Origin of the sequence: Paractinoplanes globisporus DSM 43857, assembly GCF_000379645.1 — a bacterium.
GTDB classification, from domain to species: domain Bacteria; phylum Actinomycetota; class Actinomycetes; order Mycobacteriales; family Micromonosporaceae; genus Actinoplanes; species Actinoplanes globisporus.
In genome coordinates this window covers 897,437-919,204 of record NZ_KB903294.1, presented here as the reverse complement: position 1 = coordinate 919,204, position 21,768 = coordinate 897,437, and the positions used below count along the sequence as shown (strand labels likewise).

Genomic DNA, 21,768 nt, shown 5'->3' with positions numbered 1-21,768 from the left:
GCGAGGCTCACCCGCACGGGGTGAGACTGCCGCAAGATTGCTCAGCGAAGCTTGCAGTATGGAACCAACACGGTTCAACTCGTCGCGTGCCGCCACCGTTTTCGTGGTCCTCGGCGGAATCGTGATCACGGTGCTGGGTCTGCGGGAGTTGGCCTGGCTGGTCACTCCGGCGGTGTTCGCGCTGGTGATCGTTATATTGGTCCATCCGATATACACCTCGCTGGTGCGGCGCGGGGTTCCGGCGATCGTGGCGCTGGTGGCGCTGCTGCTGTCGATCTTCGGGATCATCCTCGGGCTGGTGGCGATCGTGGTGTACGCGATCGCCCGCCTGGCCACGGTCCTGCCGAGCTATTTCGACGAGGCCGCCGCCACGACACGCGAGTTCTCCGAGTTCCTGGCCTCGCTCGGTGTCGGCCCGGAGCAGATTCGCGAGATCGTCCGGAACATCGATCTGCCGGTCGTGGCCGGCTGGCTCACGGCGCACATCCCCTCGCTGGTGGGGGCGGCCACGAGCCTGGTCCTCGTCTACAGCCTGCTGTTGTTCGTCGGGATCGAGTCCGCCCAGATCAGCCGCCGGTCCGTCGCGCTGCAGGAGGACCATCCCCGGCTGGCCCTCGCGCTGGCGAGCTTCGTGGCGAACACCCGGCGATACGTCGCCATCACCGGAGTGTTCGCGATCATTGTCGGAACCTTGGACACGGTATTCCTGCTCATCCTGGGGATTCCCCTGGCGTTCCTGTGGGGGCTCCTGGCCGCGGTGTGCAACTTCATCCCGTACGTCGGCTTCCTGGTCGGGCTGGTTCCGCCGGCGTTGCTGGCGCTGCTGACCCAGGGGTGGCAGAGCATGGTCCTCGTGATCGTCGTCTACATAGTCTTGAACTCGATCGTGACGACGTTCGTCCCGGCCAAGGTCGTGGGCGACGCGGTGGGGATGTCCATGACGGTGACCGTGGCATCCGTGGCGTTCTGGGCGTGGGTCCTCGGCCCGCTCGGCGCCGTGCTCGCCATCCCGCTCAGTCTGCTGGTCAAGGCGATCTTCATTGATTCCGTACGATCGGCACGCTGGCTGGCCGGTTTCGTCGACGCCGGCGGTTCTAGGAGAGCAGGTCGCGCACCGACTCGACGGTGACCGTCGGCATCAGGCGGCGGGACAGGCCGGCCACCGGGAGCGGGATGCCGACCTCGGCCGCCATCGCCTCGGCGACGGTGATGTCCTTCTCCCACCAGGTGAACTTCATCAGTTCCAGTTCGCGCAAGGTCCGGGAATCGGTTCCGCCCTGCTGCAGCGCGTCCCGCAGGTCCGAGGGTTTCACGCCGTACGCGTCGGCCAGGCGCAGGGACTCGCGGATGGCCACGATCTCGGCCCAGTGGATGAGGTTGCTGGCCGCCTTCGCCACCTGCCCGGCCCCGACCGGGCCCAGCACGTGATAGGCGCTCGCGATCACCGCGAAGATGCCGCCGAGCCTCGCCGCGACCGCGGGATCGCCGCCGACAAGCAAGTTGAGCGTGCCGCCCTCGGCGCCGCGAATGCCGCCGGTCAGGGCCACGTCGAGCAGATCGACGCCGCGGGCGGCCGCGTCGGTGGCGAGCGTGCGGCATGTCTCCGGGCGTACCGACGAGCAGATCGCGATCACCTGGCGCCGGCCGCCGGTGCGGCCCGGGTCGTGCGTCGCCCGATGTCGCGGTGCGGCCAGGATGCCGGTGACGACGGCGGTCACGTCGTCGTCGGTGGGGACAATCACGAGGACCACGTCGGCTTCGTCGAGACGATCGACCCGGCGTACGCCGTCAAGGGTGACGTGGGGATCCAGGCCGAGCACCTCGAAGCCGTGCGCGGCCAGTCGCGCGGCGATCGGACGCCCCATCGCGCCCAGCCCAGCCACCCCGACCACGGGCCGCGTCACGGCAGCACCTTTTCCAGGCGTGGGTAGACGATTCGCGCGTTCTCGGAGGCGATGCGCTGCCGATCCGATTCGGAGAGGGGCGACGCCTCGAAGTAGGCCGTGGTGTCGTCCCAGGACCTGCCCGTGGCCGGGTTGTCGCCGCGCACGGCACCGAGCATCTCCGCCGCGAAGAGCAGGTTCCGGGCCGGCACCACCGAGGTCAGAAGGTCGAACCCGGCCTGGTGGTAAACGCATGTATCGAAATACACGTTGCCCAGCAAATGGTCAGCCAGCGGCGGCTTGCCCAATCGCGTCGCCAGCCCCTCGTAGCGCCCCCAGTGATAGGGGACCGCGCCCCCGCCGTGCGGGATGACGAACCGCAGTCCCGGGAAGCGCGCGAACAGGTCACCGGCGACCAGCTGCATGAAGACCGTGGTGTCCGCGTTGAGATAGTGGCCGCCGAGCGTTTCGACCGCCGGGTTGTCCGACGACGAGACGTGGATCATCGCCGGCACGTCGAGCTCGGTCATGACCTCGTACAGCGGGAACCAGAACTCGTCGGTGAGCGGCGGCGCGGTCCAGAAGCCGCCGGACGGATCCGGGTTGAGGTTGCAGCCGACGAAGCCCAGCTCCTCGACGCAGCGCCGCAACTCGAGAACCGGCTCCACCAGGGACCTTCCCGGCGTCTGCGGCAGCTGGCAGACGCCCGCGAACCGCCCCGGGAACAGACCGGCGACGCGATGCACCAGGTCGTTGCTCACCCTCGCCCAGTCCCGGGCCACCGAGCGGTCCGGCCGGTGGTGCTCCATGCCCGACGCCTTGGGCGAGATGAGCATGACGTCCTCGCCCCGCTCGTCCATCAGGCGCAGCTGGTTCCGCGCGATGGAGTCGACGATCTCCTGATCCGAGATCACCGGCGGCTCCGGTCTGACCAAATGACGATCGTTCATCCAGACGATCTGCTTCTTCCGGTACGCCCCGAGCTCCGCCGGCGTGGTCGTGTAGTGCCCATGGATGTCGATGATCATTGGTAGGTCAGTCCTTTGGCGGCGAGCGCGTCCCGCATGCCCGACACGTCCAGGCTCAGCTCGCCGGCCGCGTAGCGCTTGCGGGAGACCGCTTCCTTCTCCTCGCGGGCCCGCGAGGCGGCGAGCACCTCCTCGGCATCGGCGCGCGGCACCACGACCACGCCGTCGGCGTCGGCCACCACCACGTCGCCCGGGTCGACGATCTGGCCGGCGCAGACGATCGGCACGTTGACGCTGCCCAGAGTCTCCTTCACCGTCCCGGTCGCCGAGACGCAGGCCGACCAGACCGGGAAGCCCATCTCCTCGAGCTCGGTGATGTCGCGGCAGCCGGCGTCGATGACCAGGCCGCGCACGCCCCGGTAGGCGAGCGCGGTGGCCAGCAGCTCACCGAAGTAGCCGGCGTCGGAGAACGAGGTCGGCGCCACCACGAGCACGTCGCCCGGCCGGCACTGCTCGACCGCGACGTGCAGCATCCAGTTGTCGTTGGGCGGCACGCTGACCGTGACCGCGGTGCCCGCGATGTGCGCGCCCTTCCAGACCGGCCGGATGCGGGGGCGCATCAGCCCGGTGCGGCCCTGCGCCTCGTGGACGGTGGCCACCCCGAGGCCGGCGAACGCGCCGGCGAGCTCGACCGGGGTCCGCTGAATGTTCTGGACCACCACGTGGGCCATCAGAGGTCTCGCCAGGGCAGCAGCGACACGTGGATGACGTCCTCGCCCGCCTCGCCACCGACCGCCCGGATCGCGGTGTCGACGTCGGCCAGCCCGTACGTGTGGGTAGCCAGCTCCTCGAGGGGGAACCGGTGCGACGCCAGCTGGGAGAGCGCGAGCTCGCAGGAGCGGAAGCTGTGCCCGCGGGCGCTCTTGATCGTGATGGCCTTCTCGGTGAGCTTCTTGACCGGGAAGTCGGGGAACGCGGCCAGCTCACCCTGGATCAGCAGGGTGCCCTCACGGCGTTTGAGCACGTCGATGCCGAGCAGAACCGGGGCGGTGCCGGCGCCGGCCGTGCAGTCGAGCACGACGTCGACGCCCTTGCCGCCGGTGATCTCGCGGATGCGCTCGCGCGGGTCCTCCGACGTGACGTCGATGGTGAAGTCGGCGCCCAGCTGCCGGGCGAGGTCGAGGCGGGCCTTGTCGCGGGCGGTGCCGGTCACGACGATCAGCGAGGCGCCGGCCTGCTTGCACGCGACGACCTGGGAGAGGCCCTGCTGGCCCGGGCCCTGGATGAGAACCCGCGAGTCGTAGCCGACGCCGCCGTCGACCAGCGCCCACTCGATGCCGTTGGAGAGCGGGGTGACGATGCCACCCAGCTCGGCGGTCACGTTGCCGGGAACCTTGTGCACGACGGCGTTCCACGGCAGGTACATGTACTGCGCGAAGCCGCCCCAGAGCCGGCCCGGGTTGTCGGACGAGGTGTAGCCGTAGCGGCGGGCATCCGGGTTGGTCCGCCAGTCGGTCAGCTCGCAGTGGCGGTACTGCCCGATGCGGCACCACTCGCAGCGGTAACAGCCCACGTAGTGCTCGACGAAGACGCGGTCGCCGTCGCGCACGCCATGACGCTCGCGGAAGACCGCGCCGGACCGTTCGATGATGCCGATGTTCTCGTGGCCCATGATGACCGGGTCGGCGAACGGCGGCTTGCCGTACATCTTCACGTCGGTGCCGCAGATGCCGGCCACCTCGACCCGCATGAGGGCCGAGTCGTCGGAGATCTCCGGCATCGGGAACTCGCGGATCTCGGTCGTGCCCGGTGCGGTGCGAACCGCGGCGAGGACTGTTTCGGCCATCGGACCCCCAGGTCGTTGAAGACTAATGGTCTAACCGTTTGCTACCATACCAACGTGGCGGAGGAGAAGCGATTGCCGGTGAGCCCGATGAGCTTGACCGCGGTGAGCCGGCCCTCGGGCATCAACCGAGCGGTCGTCGACGGAGCCGTGCAGCCGGTCGGCTACCGGCTCGACTGGCAGGACGTCCCGGTGCTCGTCAAGGGTTTCCGGCGGATGGTCCGGTCCAACGAGTTCGACGTCTGCGAGATGGCGGCGACCACCTACCTGGTCGCGAAGGAGCACGGTGCCGAGTTCACCGCACTCCCGATCTTCCTGGTGCGCGGCTTCCACCACGGCGCGATCATGCGCCTGGACGGCGGCCCGATCGACCACCCGAAGCAGCTCGAGGGCCGCTCGGTCGGCGTCAACCGGGGTTACACCGTGACCACCGGCGTGTGGGCCCGAGCGGTGCTGCGGGACGAGTACGGCGTCGACCTCTCCCGGATCACCTGGGTGCTGTCCGGCGACGAGCACGTCGCCTCCTACCAGCCCCCGGCGAACGTCGTCGCCGCGCCGGCCGGCCGCACGCTGCCCTCGATGGTCGCCTCGGGCGAACTGGCGGCGGCGATCGGAGTCCCGGCCGGCGAGGGCCTGGTCCCGCTGATCCACGACCCGGTCGAGGCGGGCCTCGCGAGCCTGCGCCGCACCGGCGTCTATCCGATAAATCATTTGCTGGTCGTACGCGACGAACTGCTGGCCGGTCATACCGATCTCGCGCCCGCGTTGTTCGAGGCCTTCGCCGAGGCGAAGCGCCGCTACCTGGCGGCCGGCCCGTCCGAACTGGACCGGCGCGTCGCCGAGATCACCGGCGCCGACCCGGTGCCGTTCGGGCTCGAGGCCAACCGGCACGTCCTGCAGGCGCTCGTCGGGGCGGCGCTGAGCCAGCACATCCTGACCCGGCCGCCGGTGCTCGAAGAACTGTTCGCCGGTAACACCGTGAGCCTGTCGGCCTGAAAGGTTAGACCTTTGCGCATAGCCATCGCGGCCGACCACAACGGGGTCGCCCTCAAAACCCGCCTCATCGACCAGCTGACGTCGCAGGGGCACGCCGTGGACGACCGGGGCACCCACAGCGACGAAGTCGTCGACTATCCGGCCCTCTGCGTCGACGTCGGCCACCTCGTGGCGGGAGGCGCCGCCGACCGCGGGATCATCGTGGGTGGCAGCGGCCAGGGCGAGCACATCGCCTGCAACAAGCTCCACGGCATCCGCGCGGGCCTGGGCTTCGACCGTTTCACCACGGAGATCTCCCGGCTCAACAACGACAGCAACATGCTGATCCTGGGCGCCAAGGTGATCTCCGCCGAGCTCGCGCTCGAACTCGCCGACCTGTGGCTGACCACCGCCTTCCGGGGCGGCATCCATCAGCGCCGGGTCGACGCCATCATGGCCATAGAAGAGGACGAGGCCTACCGCTAGCCGCAGGCGGACGTCTCTCGCAGGCGCCAGTGGGCAGTCCCGCGGGGCGGACAAGCCCTCGCGAGGCGCGAATGGTCAATCTCTCGAGGGGCCGACCTGCCGCAGGTGACGCGGCGCTGGGGCGTTGTCGTGGTCGGCACCCGGCGGGAGAGAGCTTTCCGGCGGCTACGGACCGAGCCGGAGGCCGCGGCGAGCGCTAGTGAGCGTCGAGAAACTCGAGAATCCGCGCGGGTGCGTTGGCGGCCGTCTGGGCGGCGACCGGCACGTCCCAGTAGGACGCGCCGGGCAGACATTCCTGCAGGTAGCGCGCGGCGGACGGCGCGTGCGACGTGTCCTGCCCGGGCACGATCAGGGCCGGCACGTCCAGGGTCATCAGGTCTTCCGGCTCGGTGCCGGGCACCGTGTCCCGGTCGTACAGAACCCGGGACATGCCGGCCACCAGCACGGCGTACCGCGAAGGGTCGAACGACGCGTAGGCATCGGCAAACGCCGGATCCGACCGGAGCACCGGAACCCAGGGCCCGACCCGAGGGTCCTTGGTGAACCCCAGCGAGGTCGTCCGCGCGAGCTCGACGACGGCCCCCAGCCCGGACTCGCGTACAAAGGCCAAATGGTCTGCGAAGCGCGCGTGCTGGACCATCCGATAGCGCGGCCCGCCGGCCGGCGAGTAGAGCACCATGCCCCGGGCCAGCGAGGGATGGGCCACCGCGAGCGCCAGCACCGACGAGCACCCGACGCATCCGCCCATCAGAAAGGCCCGATCGAAGCCCAGATGGTCCAGCAGACCTTTGCCCTGTGCGACGTAGGACGCCCACCCGATGCGTTCGAGGCGGCCGCCGGACAGGCCTGACTCCCGCCGGTCGAAGGTGATGCAGGTGTATCGGGACGACAACCGGGACAGCAGTTCGAGCCGGCCGTAGATCCCGAGCGACGACCAGTTCTCCAGGCGCGAGTCGAAGCCGCCGGGGGAGTACATCAGCAGCGGCGGCCCGTCCCCGGTCACCTCGTAGCGCGTGACGATGCCGTCAACGACCGCCGTCGGCAACGGGGATCCCTCCCTTGATCTGCCGGCCCGCGCGCACGTCGTCGGCATAGGCCGAGAGCGCGGCGTGCGCCACGCGCGCCACCTGCGCGTACGTGTCAGATGGTTTGTCGATGCCGCTCGCGGCGTAACCGATGGCCGCGTGGGCCATCCGCACCCGGCCGTCGAGCCACGGCCCGCCGCCGAAGCCGCCGAGGACCGGGATCGAGACCGCCTCGGTGACCAGGCGGCCGGCCACCGGTCCGGAGTTGGTGAAGTCGATCATCGAGGCGCCGGCCGCTTCGAGGCGTTTGGCCTCCGTCACGAGCTCGTCCGCCAGCGAGGCGGGGACCTGCGCGCCCGCCCGGGACAGGGCCGCGTAGTCGACGCCGTACCGCAGGGCGAGCTGCGGGGTCACGCCCATCTGCGCGAACACCGGCACGCCGGCCCGGCGTACCGCCTCGACGCCGTCCGGGTGGTCGGCCGCGCCGTCGAGCTTGACCAGGTCGGCGCCGGTCTCCTTGACGATCCGGATCGCCGCCGCGACCGCCGCCGCCGGCCCCTGCTGGAGCGGGCCGTAGGGGAAGTCGCAGCACACCAGGGCCGAGACCGCCCCGCGCCGTACGGCCTTGGCGACCACGATCATCTCGTCGAGGGTGACCTCGAACGGGTTGGCGTGCCCCCACAGGTTGACCCCGACCGAGTCACCGACGACGAGGAGGTCGGCTCCGGCCCGGTCGGCGATGCGGGCCATCTGGTAGTCCCAGGCGACCACTCCGACGATCTTCTGCCCGGTCTTCTTGCGGGCGGCGAGCTCCGGCAGCGTCGGCATCAGGCCCCCACCTCGCCGAGGATCTCGACGATGTCCCCGCGGTCCTCGGTGACCAGCAGCACCCGGGCGTGCGGGCGGAGCGCGGCGACCGCCTCGGTCGCCGCCCGGCGCAGGCCGAGGCCGCCGAGGTCGAGCACGACGCCGGCGGTGGTGATGCCGCGTTCCCAGCACGCGTGGCCGATCGCGTGGGCCGCGGCGGCGCCGTCGTCGGCGGTCGCGATCATCATCGCGAGGTCGGCGTCCCGCAGCTCGTCGGCGAGCGTGCCCGCGTCGAAGGCGGGAATGAAGCGCGTGTCGTGCCACGGCATCGCGGCCAGGTCGCGGACCACGCCGGCGGCGCCCGGATCGAGCGCGAACACGCGGCTCGTGCGTACGTAGGCCGGCGGTTTGTCGATCCGGAAGGCCGCTTCCTTGGCCGTCGCCGCCCAGGCGCAGCTGTGCAGAAGGGTCGGCCTTATATAAGAGGTAGTAACGGTGACAGTCATAGCCTCATACCGTTGTCTGGCGGACGCCCGGCGTGGCCACCAGGTCTTCCCGGCACGCCTCGACGAACGACGCGTCCTGGGGCAGCACCGCGGCGACCGAGCGCACGCGGTGGTGGACCGGGTCGACCCCGGGCGGCGTGATGCCCTTCTCGCGCAGCTCGACCGCCGCGGCGACCAGCTTGCGCCGAGCCTTGATGATGCCGCTGTCCGCCGAGACCAGGCGTTCCTTGGACCGGTCGACGATCGGGCCCATGCTCTCCTGCAACGAGGCGTCCTGCATGGCGATGCCCTTGATGCCGGAGAACGTCTCGCCGCGGCGCTGCGCGTCGCGATCCATCATGTAGTCGTTGTCCCGGTTCTGCAGCGGCCGGTACGTGCCGCCCGGCTCGTACTCGTTGTGCACGCCGTGCCCGGCTTTCATGGCCGCGAGCTCGGCCTCGGTCAGCGCCCGCACCGGCAGGTAGTCGAAGGTGAAGACCCAGCAGTTCTCGTCGTCGATCGGCACCCAGAAGTGCCCGTGCACCGGGTGGTCGGCGCGGGGCGGCACCATCGTGAACGCCGGCATCACCCAGGGCGTGATCCGCCAGTAGTAGTGGCCCTCCTCGGCGTTGCGCCGGACGCCGACGAGCAGGCCGCCGTCGGACTCGACGACCTCGAAGAACGGCCGCATGTCGTTGAGGTTGTACTCGTTGCCCCGGGACCCCTTGAACAATGGATCGTTCTTCAGACCGGCGTTGTGCAGCCAGGAGACGTGGCTGGAGTCGATGCCACCCTCGAGCGCCTGCAGCCAGTTGCACTCCTGCCAGCGCTTGGACGTGTAGCTCTGCTCGGACGGGACCGTGCAGAACTCGTACTCCGGCAGCGCGGGCTGCTTGTCCGGATCGCCCATGTACGTCCAGAGGATGTCCCCGACCTTGACCAGCGGGTACGACGTGAGCTTGACCTTGCGGCAGAACGTGCTGTTGTCCGGCTCCGACGGCACCTCGATGCACTGGCCCGTGGTGTCGTACTTCCAGCCGTGGTAAGCGCAGCGCAGTCCGGGCGCCTGCCCCGAGTCCAGCTCGTTGTTGCCGAACCAGAGCGACACGCCCCGGTGCGCGCAGAACTCGTCGATCAGGCCGTAGTTGCCGGCGCTGTCGCGGAAGGCGATCAGTCGCTCGGAGAGCAGCTTGACGCGTACCGGCGGGCTGCCCGGTTCGGGTAGCTCCTCGGCGAGCATCGCCGGGATCCAGTACTGCCGGAACAGGTCGCCCATCTCGGTGCCGGGGCCGGTCCGGGTCAGCAGCTCGTTGATTTCCTGCTTGAGCATCGGGGTTCCGCCTTTCGCTGACTGCCAGGCAAACTGTAATACCATTTGGCCTCCAAAATCGAGAGGGGGTTCCGCCTGTGGCTGTCCCGGCCGTCTTGCGGCATCGCGACTTCGATCTCTACTGGTTCGGCGTGGTCTTCTCCCAGATCGGCACCCGCGGAACGGTCGCCGCCAACCTCTTCCAGGTGTACGAGCTGAGCCGCTCGATCGCGCTGACCGGTCTCGTCGGCTTCGCTCAGGCGATCTCCCTGCTGGTTCTCAGCCCGCTCGGCGGGGCCTACGCCGACCGGCTCGACCGCCGCCGCCTGCTGCAGGCCACCCAGCTGCTGGCCCTAGCCGTGGCCCTCGGCCTGGGCATCGTCACCGAGGCCGGGCACGCCAACGTCGCGGAGGTGCTGATCGCGGTGGTGCTGACCACCGCGGCCGGCACGTTCGACCAGCCGGCCCGGCAGGCGCTGATCCCGGCCATGGTGCCGCGCAACCAGCTGGCGCAGGCGTTTGCCCTGATCAACCCGTCCCGCGAGCTCGCCGTGCTGATCGGACCGGCCCTCGCCGGCCTGTTGATCGCGGTGCACGGGCCGGGCCTGATGTACCTGGCCGACGCGGCCACCTACGCGGTGCTGGTGGTCGTGCTCGGCATGCTGCGGGTGCCCCGGTTGATGCCGGCCAAGCACCTCCCGGTGCTGCACAGCATCGCCGAGGGCGCCCGTTTCGTAGCCAAACGTCCGACCATCTGGATGATGATGAGTCTCGACCTGTCGGCCACGCTGTTCGGCGCGTACCGGGTGGTGCTGCCCGCGCTCACGCTGACCGTCCTGCATGCCGGACCGACCGCGTACGGCCTGCTCTCGAGCGCGCCCAGCGCGGGCGCCCTGCTCGCCACGTGGCCGGTGGTGCACCTGGTCGGGCGGCCCGGGCGCACCGGCCGGGTCCTCCTCGCTGCCTCCGCGGGGTACGGCGTGGCCACGCTCGCCCTGGCCCAGTCGCAGCTGCTGTTGCTCGCCCTGCTGGCTGGCCTGCTGGTCGGGGCGTTCGACGCGCTGGCCACGACGATTCGGCAGGCCGCGGTACAGCTGGAAACCCCGGACGAGATACGAGGTCGAGTCTCGTCGATCTATCAGATGGCGTCGCGCGGCGGCCCGGCGCTCGGCGACACGATCATCGGCGGCCTGGCGTCCCTGCTCGGGCCCGTCGCCGCGCTCTCGCTGGGGTCGCTCGTGCCGATCGGCTACGCCGCCGGGCTGTGGCTACGGGGGAGTCGTCTGCGGGATTACCGGACGGTTCCGGAGCCCGATCCTGCCGTCATGTCTCCGTAACATCCCATTGACAAATGGTCCTACCTTCTGGCCATACTCCATTTGCTGCGGCGTGATCCAGGACACGGCCGGCCGCGTCCGGCCCTGAAGCGCCCAGCCGAATCTCCCCCTTGAAGGGTTCACGCAGATGAGAGCACGTGGAGCACGTCACCAACGTTTGCTTGCCTTACTGTCCACCTCCCTGGTCCTCGTCCTCGCCGCGTGCGGGGGCAACGGGGGCACGCCGACAAATGCCGCTTCAAAGGACACCAGCCTCGATTCGCTCTCGACCGCCGACCTGGCCGCCAAGGCTGCCACGGAAGGCACCCTCACCTGGTACACCACGTTCGCCGACGACGACGTTCAGCCGATGCTCAAGGCGTTCAACAAGACCTACCCGAACGTGACCGTCAAGCCGCTGCGGCTGTCGGCCGACAAGATCCCGCCCCGCGTGATCACCGAGCAGCGCGGCAAGCAGTTCACGGCCGACGTCATCTCGGGCGACTCGCCCCAGCTGGCCCAGCTTCTGCAGGCCGGCGCGCTGCAGCCGTACACCCCGAAGGACCAGTCGGCGCTGCCCAACGGGCTGAAGCTGCCGGAGGGCTACGAGGGCATTGTCTACGTCGTGACCACGGTCGTCGCGTACAACCCGGAAATTGTCAAGCAGAAGGGCCTGGCGGCCCCGACGAGCTGGCAGGACCTGACCAGCCCGGCCTGGAAGGGCCAGTTCTCGATCGACCCGGGCGCGGTCAACTGGTACGACAGCCTGGTCAACAGCATGGGCCACGACGAAGCGCTCAAGCTGCTGCAGGGTCTGGGCGCCAACAAGCCGGTGTTCGTCGAGAGCCACACCCAGGCGCTCACCCAGGTGCAGGCGGGCGAGCCGGCCGGAGCGGCCACGGCGTACGGCTACAAGGCGTCGAGCCTCGGGAAGAAGAACGCCAAGACGGTCGCCTTCGTCAACACCCCCCAGCTGCCGGCCTCGCTGACGCTGGTCGACCTGGCCAAGGGCGCGCCGCACCCGGCCGCCGCCCGGCTGTTCGAGGACTGGCTGGTCTCCCAGGAGGGACAGCAGGCGATCATCGACATCACCAACCACACGTCGATCCGTACCGATGTGAAGAACGACCCGGCGGTCTGGGATCCGGCCAAGTGGACCCCGGCGTGGGGCGAGCCCAACCTGCCCGCCGCGACCTACAACGCCGAGCTCAACGAGATGAAGTCGGCTCTCGGCGCACCGTGACAGCTCTCGGCGGCGCCGGAGCCCGGAACCCGGCGCCGCCGAGCCAGACCAAGGGACGCGACCCATGGCGTTGCTCGCTCAACAGCCGACCACCGCACCACCGCCCGGACCGCCGGCGCCGTACCGCCGCCGCTGGCGGGACCGTCTCAACCCGCAGTACATCACGCTGGCCATCGCGGCCCTCGCCGTCGCCTACCTCGCGCTGGTGCCGGTCGGCACGATGCTGTACTCCAGCCTTCAGTCCGACTTCCTGGGCACCACGCCGAGCACCTGGACGCTGCACAACTACGTCAGCACCTTCACCGCGCCGGGCATCGGCAGCCTCATCTACAACTCGTTCGTGTACGCGGCGGCGACCTCGATCTTCTCGACGGTCGTCGGGTTCGGCCTCGCCTGGCTGGTCGTACGGACCAACACTCCGGCCAAAGGATTCGCCCGGATCGCCGCGCTGGTGCCGCTGATCCTGCCCGGCATCCTCAACACGGTCGCCTGGAGCCTGCTCCTGTCGCCTCAGCGCGGTCAGGCCAACCTGGCGCTGCACGCCCTGCACCTGCCCCAGTTCAACGTCTACTCGCTGGCCGGCATGGTGTTCGTGCAGTCCATGCACGTCATCCCCGTCGCGTACCTGATGGGCACCGCGTCGTTCACCTCGATGGACTCCTCGCTCGAGGAGGCCGCGCTGGCGTCCGGCTGCTCGCCGGCCCGGACGTTCCGCACGATCACGCTGCGGATCGCGCGCCCGGCCATCCTGAGCGCCGCGCTGCTGATGTTCGTGCAGACCATCAGTACTTTCGAGGTGCCGCAGCTGATCGGCGTACCGGCCCGGCACTTCGTCTTCGTCAGCCGGATCTACTCGGCGCTCCAGCAGTTCCCGGCCGACTACGGCACGGTCGGCGTGCTCGGCATCTTCGTGCTGGTCGTGGCGTGCATCGGCCTCTACTCCTCGCAGCGGCTGAGCCGCGGCAGCGCGGTTCAGACGATCACCGGTAAGGGCTTCCGGGCGCGGGCCCAGGACCTCGGCGCCTGGCGCTGGGTGGGCTTCGCCGGCTTCGTGGTCTTCTTCGTGGTCGCCGTCGCGCTCCCGCTGCTCATGCTGCTCTGGGCGTCGTTCCTGCCGACCTACGAGTCGCCGTCGATGGACGCGCTGCACCACCTGAGCCTGACCAACTACTCACAGGTGATCCACCGGCCCGGCATCGTCGACGCGATGAAGAACAGCCTGATCACCGCGTTCTCGGCCGGGCTGATCGTCACCGTGCTGAGCGCGGTGGTGGCGTACCTGACCGTGAAGACCAGGATCCGGGGCCGGGGCCTGCTCGACGGGCTGGCCACGGTGCCGATCGCGGTGCCCAGCGTGGTGATGGGCGTCGGCATCCTCTACTGGTACCTCTCGGCGCCGCTGCCGTTCCACCTCTACGGCACCCTCACGATCCTGACCATCGCGTTCGTCACGATCACGCTGCCGTACGCCATGCGTTACCTGGTTCCCGGTATGCAGCAGATCAAGGACGAGCTGGAGGAGGCGGCCACCGCCAGCGGCGCGAACTGGCCGCAGGCGTTCCGGCGGATCTTCATCCCGCTGCTCATGCCGTCGCTGCTGTCCGCCTTCGTCTACACGATGATCGTGGCGTTCCGCGAGATCTCCGCCGCGATCTTCCTCTACACCTCGGACACCGAGGTCGTCTCGGTGCAGGTCTACGACCTGTACTCGTCCGGCAACTACCCGGTGGTCGCCGCCCTGGGTGTACTCATCGTGCTGTTCCTCAGCCTGCTCGCGCTGGTTGTGCGGTTGATCAGCCGCCGGTTCGGCATCAAGAACGGAAGTTGACGCTCATGATCAAGTTGACCGGGCTCGTCAAGCGCTACCCCGGCCGCGCGGTGGGTGCGAACGCCGTGGACGGCATCGACCTCGAGGTCGGCGAGGGCAAGCTGACCACTCTGCTGGGGCCGAGCGGCTGCGGCAAGACCACCACCCTGCGGCTTATCGCCGGGCTCGAGCGGGCCGACGCCGGCACGGTCGAGATCGGCGGCCAGGTCGTCTCCGACCCGGCCCGCGGCATCTTCATCGGGCCGCACCGGCGACCCATCGGCATCGTCTTCCAGTCGTACGCGATCTGGCCGCACATGACCGTCGTGGAGAACGTGATGTTCCCTCTGAAGGTCAGTCGTCCACGCCCACGGAAAGGTGAGGCCAGGAAGCGCGCCCTCGAGGCTCTCGACGCGGTGGGCCTGGCCGACTTCGCCGAACGCCCGGCGCCGGCGCTCTCCGGCGGGCAGCAGCAGCGCGTCGCCCTGGCCCGGGCGCTGGTCCGCGAGCCGAAGGTGCTACTGCTCGACGAGCCGCTGAGCAACCTCGACAAGGGCCTGCGCGGCCGCATGCGCGACGAGATCCGGGCCGTCCAGCAGCGGCTCGGCATCACCACCGTCTTCGTCACCCACGACCAGGACGAGGCGCTCGCGGTCTCCGACGACGTCGTCGTCATGAACGGCGGCCACGTCGTCGAGCGCGGCATCCCGCACGCCATCTACACCTACCCGCGCGACATGTTCACCGCGCGCTTCCTCGGCGTCTCCAACAGCCTCGACGGCGTCGTCGAGTCGGTCGGGCCGGAGGGGGCGACGGTGTCGTTCGGCAAGCGCTCGATGCTCTGCAGCCAATGCGAGGCGATCGAGGCCGGTCAGACCGTCAGCGTGTTCATGCGGCCGGAGAGCTTCAAGCTGTCGCGCCGCCAGCACAGCGACGAGGCGTGGCCGGGAACCATCGAGTTCAGCATCTACCACGGTGACTGCTGGGACTATCACGTACGCCTGGGCGACGACCTGCTGAAGGTCCGTGTCTACCGGGAGAAGGTCGGCCTCGAGCACGGCGACCTGGTCTTCCTGGAACCCGACCCGGACAGCGCGATCGTCATGCCCGCCGCGACCGGCATGGCCGCGACTCCCGCCGAGGTGCCGGCAACAACGTAAGGAGCCACCTTGACCACGTCCGCCCTGCAAGCGCCAGGCGTCCCCGCGCCCCTCGACGGCTACGAGTTCCCCGCTCCCCGCTTTCCCCGCTACCTGCTCCAGGACCGCACCGACGACATCGAGGAGCTGATGCCGCTGGCCCGCGCGCACGTGCGGCGGCGTTACGGCCGCTCCGCGCTCGGCGACGTACGGCCGGGCGACGAGCTGCTCATCGTCACCTTCCCGCACCAGCACGAGCTCGTGTTCGAGGCGCTGCGCCGGGCCCTGCTCGAACTGGGCGTGGCCAAGGTCGACCGGATCGACGTCACCGACCTCGGCATGGAGGTGCGCGAGTACAGCGCGGCCGACGGCTGGCGCGAGATCACCGACCGGCTGCCGCCGATGATCGAGGAGGGCGTGGAGTTCAACGTGGCGGCGGCCGCGCTCAAGAAGTTCCTCGACGACCGGCCCGGCTTCACGGGCGTGTACGCGGGGGAGGCCGGGCGGTCGCACTGGAAACGGGCGGCCGGCAAGCGCATCCGCAACAACTGGGTGTACTCGACGTACGAGGACTTCATCTCGCGGGCGAACGGGGTGCCGGACGAGATCTGGCGGACGGTCGACCTGATGGTGGTGGACGCGTTCCGCAATGCGTCAGAGGTTCGTATCACCAGTCCTGAGGGCACGGACATCGGTTGGAAGGTCAGTGAGGCGCAGGCCGCGCTGTGGCCCAAGGGCGCGTACATCTCCGGGCACATCCTCGGCTCGACCATCCAGGGCATCCGCTTCGGTCACCCGGCGGAGACGTTCCTGCGCGAGGCGAAGGAGCTCATGCCGACGCTCAACGGCGTGATCGGCGGGACGAGCAACCACACCGGCTACTACCCGCACATCCAGATCACGATCGAGGGCGGGATGATCTCGGACATCTCGGGGGGTGGCCGGTACGGCGACCTCTGGCGCGAGGTGGTCGAGCGCTACCGCGACGTCCAGTACCCCGGATTCCCGTACAAGGGCTGGGCGTATTTCAACGACGCCTCGATCGGCACCAACCCGAAGAGCTACCGGCAGATCGAGACGCTCTGGAAGTACAACGACTCCTGGACCAACCTGCCCGAGCGGGCCCAGGCCGGCGTCATCCACTTCGGGTTCGGCGCCGAGCACTGGGACCAGACCTTCCTCGACTACGCCAAGCGGAACAAGCTGCCGACCATGCATTTCCCGCACGTGCACAACCTCTTCGCGACCTACAAGATCAAGCGCCGGGACACCGGTGAGTGGGTCACGCTTATCGACAAGGGCCGGATCGCGGCGCTCGACCATCCCCGGGTGGTCCGGCTGGCGAGCAGCCTCGGCGGCACCGAACACCTGGAGTACGACTGGATCCCCGCCCTGCCCGGCATCAACTTCCCGGGCGACTACCGGCGGGACTACGCGCCCGACCCGGTGGCCTGGATCGAGCGGGAGCAGCGGGGAGAGTTCGCCTGATGTCCGAGCTTGTGCTGGATGCGCCGTTCTACCTGCCCGCCGGCGACGAGGTCGAGCTGTTCCGGGCGGCCTACGAGGAGCGCATCCCGGTGCTGCTCAAAGGTCCTACCGGCTGCGGAAAGACCAGGTTCGTCGAATATATGGCCTGGCAGTTGGCCCACGAGCTGGTGACCGTCTCCTGCCACGACGACATGACCGCGGCCGACCTGGTCGGGCGTTATCTGCTGGCCGCCGACGGCACGACCTGGCTGGACGGGCCGCTCACCCAGGCGGTCCGCACGGGCGCGATGTGCTACCTCGACGAGGTGGTGGAGGCCCGGAAGGACACCACGGTCATCCTGCATTCGCTCACCGACTACCGGCGGACGCTCCCGATCGAGCGCCTCGGCGTCTCGCTGACCGCACACCGTGACTTCCTGCTGGTCGTCTCCTACAACCCGGGTTACCAGGCGTCCGCGAAGGACCTGAAACCCAGCACCCGGCAGCGGTTCATGGCCATCGAGTTCGACTACCCGGTGGCCGAGCAGGAGGCGACGATCATCGCGCACGAGGCGGGCGTCGACTCCGCCACCGCCGAGTCGCTGGCCTTCCTCGGCGACCGGCTGCGCAACCTCGACGAGGCCGACCTGATCGACGGTCCGAGCACCCGCTTGCTCATCTACGTGGGTGCTCTGATCCGCAAGGGCGTGCCGCCCCAGCGGGCCTGCGACGTCGCGCTGGTCCAGGCGATCAGCGACGACGCGGAGATCCAGGAGGCGGTGCGCAAGGTCGCTTCGGCGGTCTTTCCTCGATGAGACCGCAGTTCGAGCCCGCGCAGCAGGCTCTCACGCTGTATTTCCGGGCCCTCTCGGGGCGAAGGTGCGAGCTTTCCCCGTACGCCGATGACGCCGACCTCTGGCAGCACCCGGACACGGCGACAACCGTCCGGCTGCCGGCCACGGCGCCGCCGGTCGACCGGTGGTACGACGTCGCGCTGACCCATCGCGCCCTGCATCACGCGATGGGCACGTTCCGCCTCGACCTCGACCGGCCGGAGCCGCTGTTCCGGCGCATCCGGCCGGCCGCCGACCGGTCGCTGCCCGCGTTGGAGCAGTTCACCCGCTTGTTCGGGCGCTCCGCGCTCGCGGTCGAGGTCTACGCCGTACTGGAGGATCTGCGTATCGATGCCGCGGCCGTGCGCCGATTCCCCGGCCTGGCCCCCGCCTTCCGTGCGGTGCGGCGTGAAGCACTGGAAAACCGGCCGGACCTCACGCTTCTGCCGCCGCGTGCGGCCATTGCCGAGGCCTTGGTACGCCTCAGCCTGGGCGCCCGCGACGTCATGGCCCCTTCCGCCCTGGCGGATTCGCTGGCCCGGGTGACCGTCGTGGCCCGCGCGCTCGAGTCACCGGCGGCCGGCGCCGAGTCCTCCGTGGAGGCCGCGATCCGCATCTACCAGGTGCTGGCCGGTCTTCCGAACGTCGGCGTCCAGCGCAGTGTTCGTCCGTTCTCCTTTGCCGAGGCGGAGTCCGATCGGGACGATTCGTGGTTCCGGCTGGGGGAGAAGGAGATCCGGCTGGAGGGCGACGAGAAGTTCGACGTCCGCTTCCACCCGGTGCGCTACCGGGACGTGCCCGGGCCCCGCTATGCCGGTCAGCAGGCGTCGGGAATGCCGTTGCAGGAAGCCATTCTGCGGATGACACCCGATGAGGCGGTCGATTCCTCCGACGAGGACACCGACGGAATGGTCGAACGGTCCATCCAAGCCGAGCGCGGCGGCGTCGACGTGACCGCCACTGACCGGCCGGACACGCCGCCCGAGCCGCTGCCGCACGACCACGGCCCGGATCTCGACGACGACCATGACCACGTCCACGGCCACCTGCACGCCCACGGGCGGGACGAGTTCGTCTACCCGGAGTGGGACTCGGTGGCCGGCCACTACCTGAACGACTGGACGCTGGTGCGTCAGCGGCGGCCCGCCGCGCAGACCCGCCCGGCATACGACCGGAGCCATCGCGGGGCGCTGGCCCGGCACGGACATCTGCTGCCGGGCCTGGTCGCCCAGCTCTCCCGGGTGCGCCCGGCGGGCCGCGACTTCGTCCGGCGCAGCCGCCACGGCGACGACCTCGACCTCGACGCGTGCATCGACGCCCTCATCGACCTGCGTACGGGGGTGGAGCCGAGCGACCGCGTCTTCGTCAGCGTCCAGGACCGGCGCCGGGACGTGGCCGTGGCGGTGGCGATCGACCTCAGCTCGTCGACCGCCGAACGCCTCCCCGGCACGGTTCCGGCCAAGCGGATCCTCGACCTGCAGCGCGACGCGGTGTCCCTGCTGCTGGAGGCCCTCGACCTGGTCGGCGACGTCTACGGCATATACGGCTTCTCCGGCGGCGGCCGCGACGACGTCCGGGTGTCGGTGGTGAAGGGCCTCGACGAGCGCCGGACGCCGGCGATGATCCACCGGCTGGCCGGGCTCGTCCCCGACCACACGACGCGGATGGGCCCGCCCATCCGGCACCTGACGTCGCTGCTGCGCGGCTCGGACGCCGCGACGAAGATCCTGCTGATCGTCTCGGACGGCCGCCCCTACGACCTCGACTACGGCCAGCAGTACGGGGATGCGGCCGTCCTCTCGTACGCGGTGGCCGACACCGCCCGCGCCATGCGGGAGGCCCGTCAGGTCGGCGTCCGCCCCTACCTGGTCACCATCGACCCGGCCGGCGGCGACTACCTGGCCGGCATGTGCGATCCGCAGGAATACCACGTCATCAACAACGCTCTCGACCTCCCGGGCGCCCTTGCCTCGCTCTATCTGGTGGCCCGCGCCGCCTGAGCGACCGGAACGGCCTCCCGCGGAGCGCGCCGGGAGGCCGTTCGGGCAACGCGTGTCAGCCGGCGACGGCGGCCGCCTCCGCCTCGTACTCGGGGGCGTTCTCGAAGTAGTGGACGTTGTCGTAGCCGAGGTACTTGAAGATGCGGTTCTGCACCGACAGCAGGTGCAGCGGCGTCCCGTCGGCGGCGAAATGCTGGACGATCGTGTTCTGCGGGACGTAGAGGGTGTCGCCCTCGGTGATCTCGTGGCGGGTGGGCTCCTTGGCGAACCGGGCGTAGTAGCGCTCGGCGATCTCCGCCTCGACCTCCCAGTGCAGCGAGTAGCCGGAGCCCTCGAGCACGTAGACGACCTCGTCGGCCATCTTCCAGTACTTGCCCGACCGGCCGCCGGCCGGGATCTTCTGTTCTTGGACGTCGACCGAGAACTGGCGGTGGTCGGTCTGCTCCTTGGAGTTCATCACCCGGATGTGGCCCATCGGCGTGGTCTCCCACTGCCCGTCCTCTGACGTTATGACCTTCTTACGGTCCAGCACGCCGGGGGTCCAGATGCGGGTCCAGTCCTCGCGCTCCCCGAACTCCTCCGGGCGGTCGATCGGGCCACTGCGGCCCTGCTGGATCAGGCCCATGAACATCCAGGTCGACTTGGCCTTCATGACCAGGCAAACCGCGCGTTCGTCGTACGGGTTGTAGTGCCGGTGCACCGAGTCGGTGTGCACGAAGACCAGGTCGCCCTGCTTCCAGTCGTACTTCTGGTCGTCGTGGATCTCGTAACCGCGGCCCTCGAGGATGTAGAAGGCGGCCTCGTTCTGGTGGCCGTGGCCGCGGTTGGCGCTGTCCGGCGGGAGCTCCACGAAGTGGATCTGCACGGTCTGGGTGAGGAACGGGTCGTCGCCGGGGCCGATCCGCCACCAGGTGCGCGACTTGGCCGAGTCGCCGGAGTGGGCGGCGCTGTCGCCGGTGTCGACGACCACCGAGTCGTCGCGGACCCGCTCGGCCGCGAGCTGCTCCTGCCGGAAGTGGTTGAGCCCGTAGGTCTCCGAGTCCAAGCCTCGGACGAAGACGCGTCCCTTGCCCATGCTGGCTGCTCGCTCTCTCTAGCACCTTGCCATCAGTCCGCCGTCAGTATAGGACTGATGGTCTAACCATTAAAGGGTCCGGAGGAAACCTGTGGGAAACCTGCACCTGAGCATCGCCACCACCGACTACGACCACTTCCGCGACTTCCGGCTCGGCACGGTCACCGCCCAGGGAATCGACCACACCTGGTCGGTTCTCGGCCACCACGAGGTTTTCGCCCGGTTCACCGCCAACCGGGAGTGGGACGTCGCCGAACTCTCCATCGCCAAGTTCGCCGCCCAGGTCACCCGCGACGACCCGGACATCGTCGGGCTCCCGGTGATCTGCTCGCGGCTGTTCCGGTTCGGGTCGTTCTACGTGAACAAGAAGAGCGGCATCCGTACGGTCGACGACCTGCGTGGCCGGCGGGTGGGATCTCCGGAGTGGGCCCACTCGGCCGCCGTGTACATGCGGGGCTGGCTGCACAACGAGGTCGGGGTGAAGCTCGACGAGGTGCACTGGTATCAGGCCGGCGCGAACGCGCCCGGCCGGGTGGAGAAGGTCGAGCTCTCGCTGCCGGACGGCGTCCGGCTGACCCGGGTGCCTGACCGGTCGCTGTCCGACCTGCTGGCGGCCGGCGACATCGACTGCGCGATCATCGCCCGCCCGCCGGACTCCTTCCTGCAGGGCCACCCTGACGTGGTGCGGCTCTACCCGGACTATCAGGAGATGGAGGCCGGCTACTACGCGACGACCGGGGTCTGGCCGATCATGCATCTGATCGCCATGAAGCGGGCGATCCTCGAGGACAACCCCTGGGTTGCGCGGAACCTCTACAACGCGTTCCTGGAGTCGAAGAACCGCAGCGTCGAGCGGTTGCTCGACCCGGCGGTCTCGCGCTATCCGCTGCCCTGGCTCGCGACCTACGGCCGGCAGATGCGCGACCAGTTCGGCGGTGACCCCTTCCCGTACGGGATCGAGGCCAACCGCGCGACGTTCAGCCAGCTGCTGACCTACGCCCATCAGCAGGGGATCGCGCACAAACTGGTCGACCCCGAAGAGGTCTTTCCAAAGGGCATCATGACGAAGGTAGTGGTCTGACCAGCGGCCGGGCTGAGGGAGAGGCC

20 protein-coding genes are annotated in these 21,768 nt (G+C 69.4%); 11 read left to right on the top strand and 9 right to left on the bottom strand.

Going from position 1 to position 21,768, the window contains the following annotated elements:
* The first annotated feature begins 58 nt into the window (after positions 1-58).
* A complete protein-coding gene (locus tag A3CQ_RS51395; protein WP_020509645.1) occupies positions 59-1,129 on the top strand; it encodes an AI-2E family transporter in 1,071 nt (356 codons plus the stop codon).
* On the opposite strand, the gene A3CQ_RS0104115 is transcribed toward A3CQ_RS51395, so the two are convergent.
* Genes A3CQ_RS0104115 through A3CQ_RS0104100 form a run of 4 tightly spaced genes read right to left on the bottom strand, consistent with a single transcriptional unit; the run spans position 1,095 to position 4,697 of the window.
* The gene (locus tag A3CQ_RS0104115; protein ID WP_026205274.1) at positions 1,095-1,904 is read right to left on the bottom strand and encodes an NAD(P)-binding domain-containing protein; all 810 of its coding nucleotides are present in this window, start codon (positions 1,902-1,904) and stop codon (positions 1,095-1,097) included. The two genes, A3CQ_RS51395 and A3CQ_RS0104115, sit on opposite strands and share 35 nt — an antisense overlap.
* Complete coding sequence (locus A3CQ_RS61590; protein ID WP_020509643.1) at positions 1,901-2,911, bottom strand: amidohydrolase family protein; 1,011 nt, start codon at positions 2,909-2,911, stop codon at positions 1,901-1,903. The genes A3CQ_RS0104115 and A3CQ_RS61590 overlap by 4 nt, the downstream gene beginning before the upstream one ends.
* Complete coding sequence (locus A3CQ_RS0104105) at positions 2,908-3,582, bottom strand: 4-carboxy-4-hydroxy-2-oxoadipate aldolase/oxaloacetate decarboxylase (RefSeq protein WP_020509642.1); 675 nt, start codon at positions 3,580-3,582, stop codon at positions 2,908-2,910. Before A3CQ_RS0104105 ends, A3CQ_RS61590 begins: the two co-directional genes overlap by 4 nt.
* The gene (locus tag A3CQ_RS0104100) at positions 3,582-4,697 is read right to left on the bottom strand and encodes a zinc-dependent alcohol dehydrogenase (protein WP_020509641.1); all 1,116 of its coding nucleotides are present in this window, start codon (positions 4,695-4,697) and stop codon (positions 3,582-3,584) included. The genes A3CQ_RS0104105 and A3CQ_RS0104100 overlap by 1 nt, the downstream gene beginning before the upstream one ends.
* Before the next feature lie 54 nt (positions 4,698-4,751).
* Here A3CQ_RS0104100 and A3CQ_RS0104090 point away from each other — a divergent pair, with 54 nt between their 5' ends.
* Both A3CQ_RS0104090 and A3CQ_RS0104085 read left to right on the top strand, forming a co-directional pair.
* A complete protein-coding gene (locus A3CQ_RS0104090; RefSeq protein ID WP_211216444.1) occupies positions 4,752-5,690 on the top strand; it encodes a substrate-binding domain-containing protein in 939 nt (312 codons plus the stop codon).
* 12 nt (positions 5,691-5,702) lie between these two features.
* Positions 5,703-6,155, top strand: coding sequence for an RpiB/LacA/LacB family sugar-phosphate isomerase (locus A3CQ_RS0104085; RefSeq protein WP_020509639.1), 453 nt, complete (start codon positions 5,703-5,705; stop codon positions 6,153-6,155).
* A gap of 196 nt (positions 6,156-6,351) precedes the next feature.
* On the opposite strand, the gene A3CQ_RS0104080 is transcribed toward A3CQ_RS0104085, so the two are convergent.
* Genes A3CQ_RS0104080 through A3CQ_RS0104065 form a run of 4 tightly spaced genes read right to left on the bottom strand, consistent with a single transcriptional unit; the run spans position 6,352 to position 9,802 of the window.
* Positions 6,352-7,200 (bottom strand): alpha/beta fold hydrolase, encoded by an 849-nt coding sequence (locus tag A3CQ_RS0104080; RefSeq protein ID WP_020509638.1) that lies wholly within the window; start codon positions 7,198-7,200, stop codon positions 6,352-6,354.
* On the bottom strand, positions 7,181-8,008 hold the full coding sequence (locus A3CQ_RS0104075) for a 3-methyl-2-oxobutanoate hydroxymethyltransferase (protein WP_020509637.1): 828 nt from the start codon (positions 8,006-8,008) through the stop codon (positions 7,181-7,183). The genes A3CQ_RS0104080 and A3CQ_RS0104075 overlap by 20 nt, the downstream gene beginning before the upstream one ends.
* On the bottom strand, positions 8,008-8,493 hold the full coding sequence (locus tag A3CQ_RS0104070) for a hypothetical protein (protein ID WP_026205273.1): 486 nt from the start codon (positions 8,491-8,493) through the stop codon (positions 8,008-8,010). Before A3CQ_RS0104070 ends, A3CQ_RS0104075 begins: the two co-directional genes overlap by 1 nt.
* 4 nt (positions 8,494-8,497) lie before the next feature.
* Positions 8,498-9,802 carry a Rieske 2Fe-2S domain-containing protein gene (locus A3CQ_RS0104065; RefSeq protein ID WP_020509635.1) on the bottom strand — a complete coding sequence of 435 codons (1,305 nt, stop codon included), beginning with the start codon at positions 9,800-9,802 and terminating at the stop codon, positions 8,498-8,500.
* Between the two features lie 77 nt (positions 9,803-9,879).
* On the opposite strand from A3CQ_RS0104065, the gene A3CQ_RS0104060 reads away from it, so the two are divergent.
* The 7 genes from A3CQ_RS0104060 to A3CQ_RS0104030 all read left to right on the top strand — a co-directional run bounded on the left by A3CQ_RS0104060 (position 9,880) and on the right by A3CQ_RS0104030 (position 19,586).
* Positions 9,880-11,118, top strand: a complete 1,239-nt coding sequence (locus A3CQ_RS0104060; RefSeq protein ID WP_020509634.1) for an MFS transporter — start codon at positions 9,880-9,882, stop codon at positions 11,116-11,118.
* Between the two features lie 127 nt (positions 11,119-11,245).
* Entirely contained in the window at positions 11,246-12,340 is a 1,095-nt protein-coding gene (locus A3CQ_RS0104055) for an ABC transporter substrate-binding protein (RefSeq protein WP_084698892.1), read from the top strand.
* 64 nt (positions 12,341-12,404) lie between these two features.
* The gene (locus A3CQ_RS0104050) at positions 12,405-14,168 is read left to right on the top strand and encodes an ABC transporter permease (protein ID WP_020509632.1); all 1,764 of its coding nucleotides are present in this window, start codon (positions 12,405-12,407) and stop codon (positions 14,166-14,168) included.
* Positions 14,169-14,173: 5 nt separating this feature from the next.
* Positions 14,174-15,307: an ABC transporter ATP-binding protein gene (locus A3CQ_RS0104045; RefSeq protein ID WP_020509631.1), complete on the top strand. Its 1,134-nt coding sequence runs from the start codon at positions 14,174-14,176 to the stop codon at positions 15,305-15,307.
* A 9-nt stretch (positions 15,308-15,316) separates the two neighbouring features.
* Positions 15,317-16,774 (top strand): M29 family metallopeptidase, encoded by a 1,458-nt coding sequence (locus A3CQ_RS0104040; protein ID WP_020509630.1) that lies wholly within the window; start codon positions 15,317-15,319, stop codon positions 16,772-16,774.
* Positions 16,774-17,568 (top strand): CbbQ/NirQ/NorQ/GpvN family protein, encoded by a 795-nt coding sequence (locus A3CQ_RS0104035; protein ID WP_020509629.1) that lies wholly within the window; start codon positions 16,774-16,776, stop codon positions 17,566-17,568. Before A3CQ_RS0104040 ends, A3CQ_RS0104035 begins: the two co-directional genes overlap by 1 nt.
* A complete protein-coding gene (locus A3CQ_RS0104030) occupies positions 17,565-19,586 on the top strand; it encodes a nitric oxide reductase activation protein NorD (RefSeq protein WP_020509628.1) in 2,022 nt (673 codons plus the stop codon). Before A3CQ_RS0104035 ends, A3CQ_RS0104030 begins: the two co-directional genes overlap by 4 nt.
* A 55-nt stretch (positions 19,587-19,641) precedes the next feature.
* Here A3CQ_RS0104030 and A3CQ_RS0104025 read toward each other — a convergent pair whose 3' ends face one another.
* Positions 19,642-20,661, bottom strand: a complete 1,020-nt coding sequence (locus tag A3CQ_RS0104025) for a cupin domain-containing protein (RefSeq protein ID WP_020509627.1) — start codon at positions 20,659-20,661, stop codon at positions 19,642-19,644.
* Between the two features lie 91 nt (positions 20,662-20,752).
* Between A3CQ_RS0104025 and A3CQ_RS0104020 the strand changes: the two genes are divergently transcribed.
* Positions 20,753-21,742 carry a substrate-binding domain-containing protein gene (locus tag A3CQ_RS0104020; protein WP_020509626.1) on the top strand — a complete coding sequence of 330 codons (990 nt, stop codon included), beginning with the start codon at positions 20,753-20,755 and terminating at the stop codon, positions 21,740-21,742.
* The last annotated feature ends 26 nt before the right edge of the window (positions 21,743-21,768 follow it).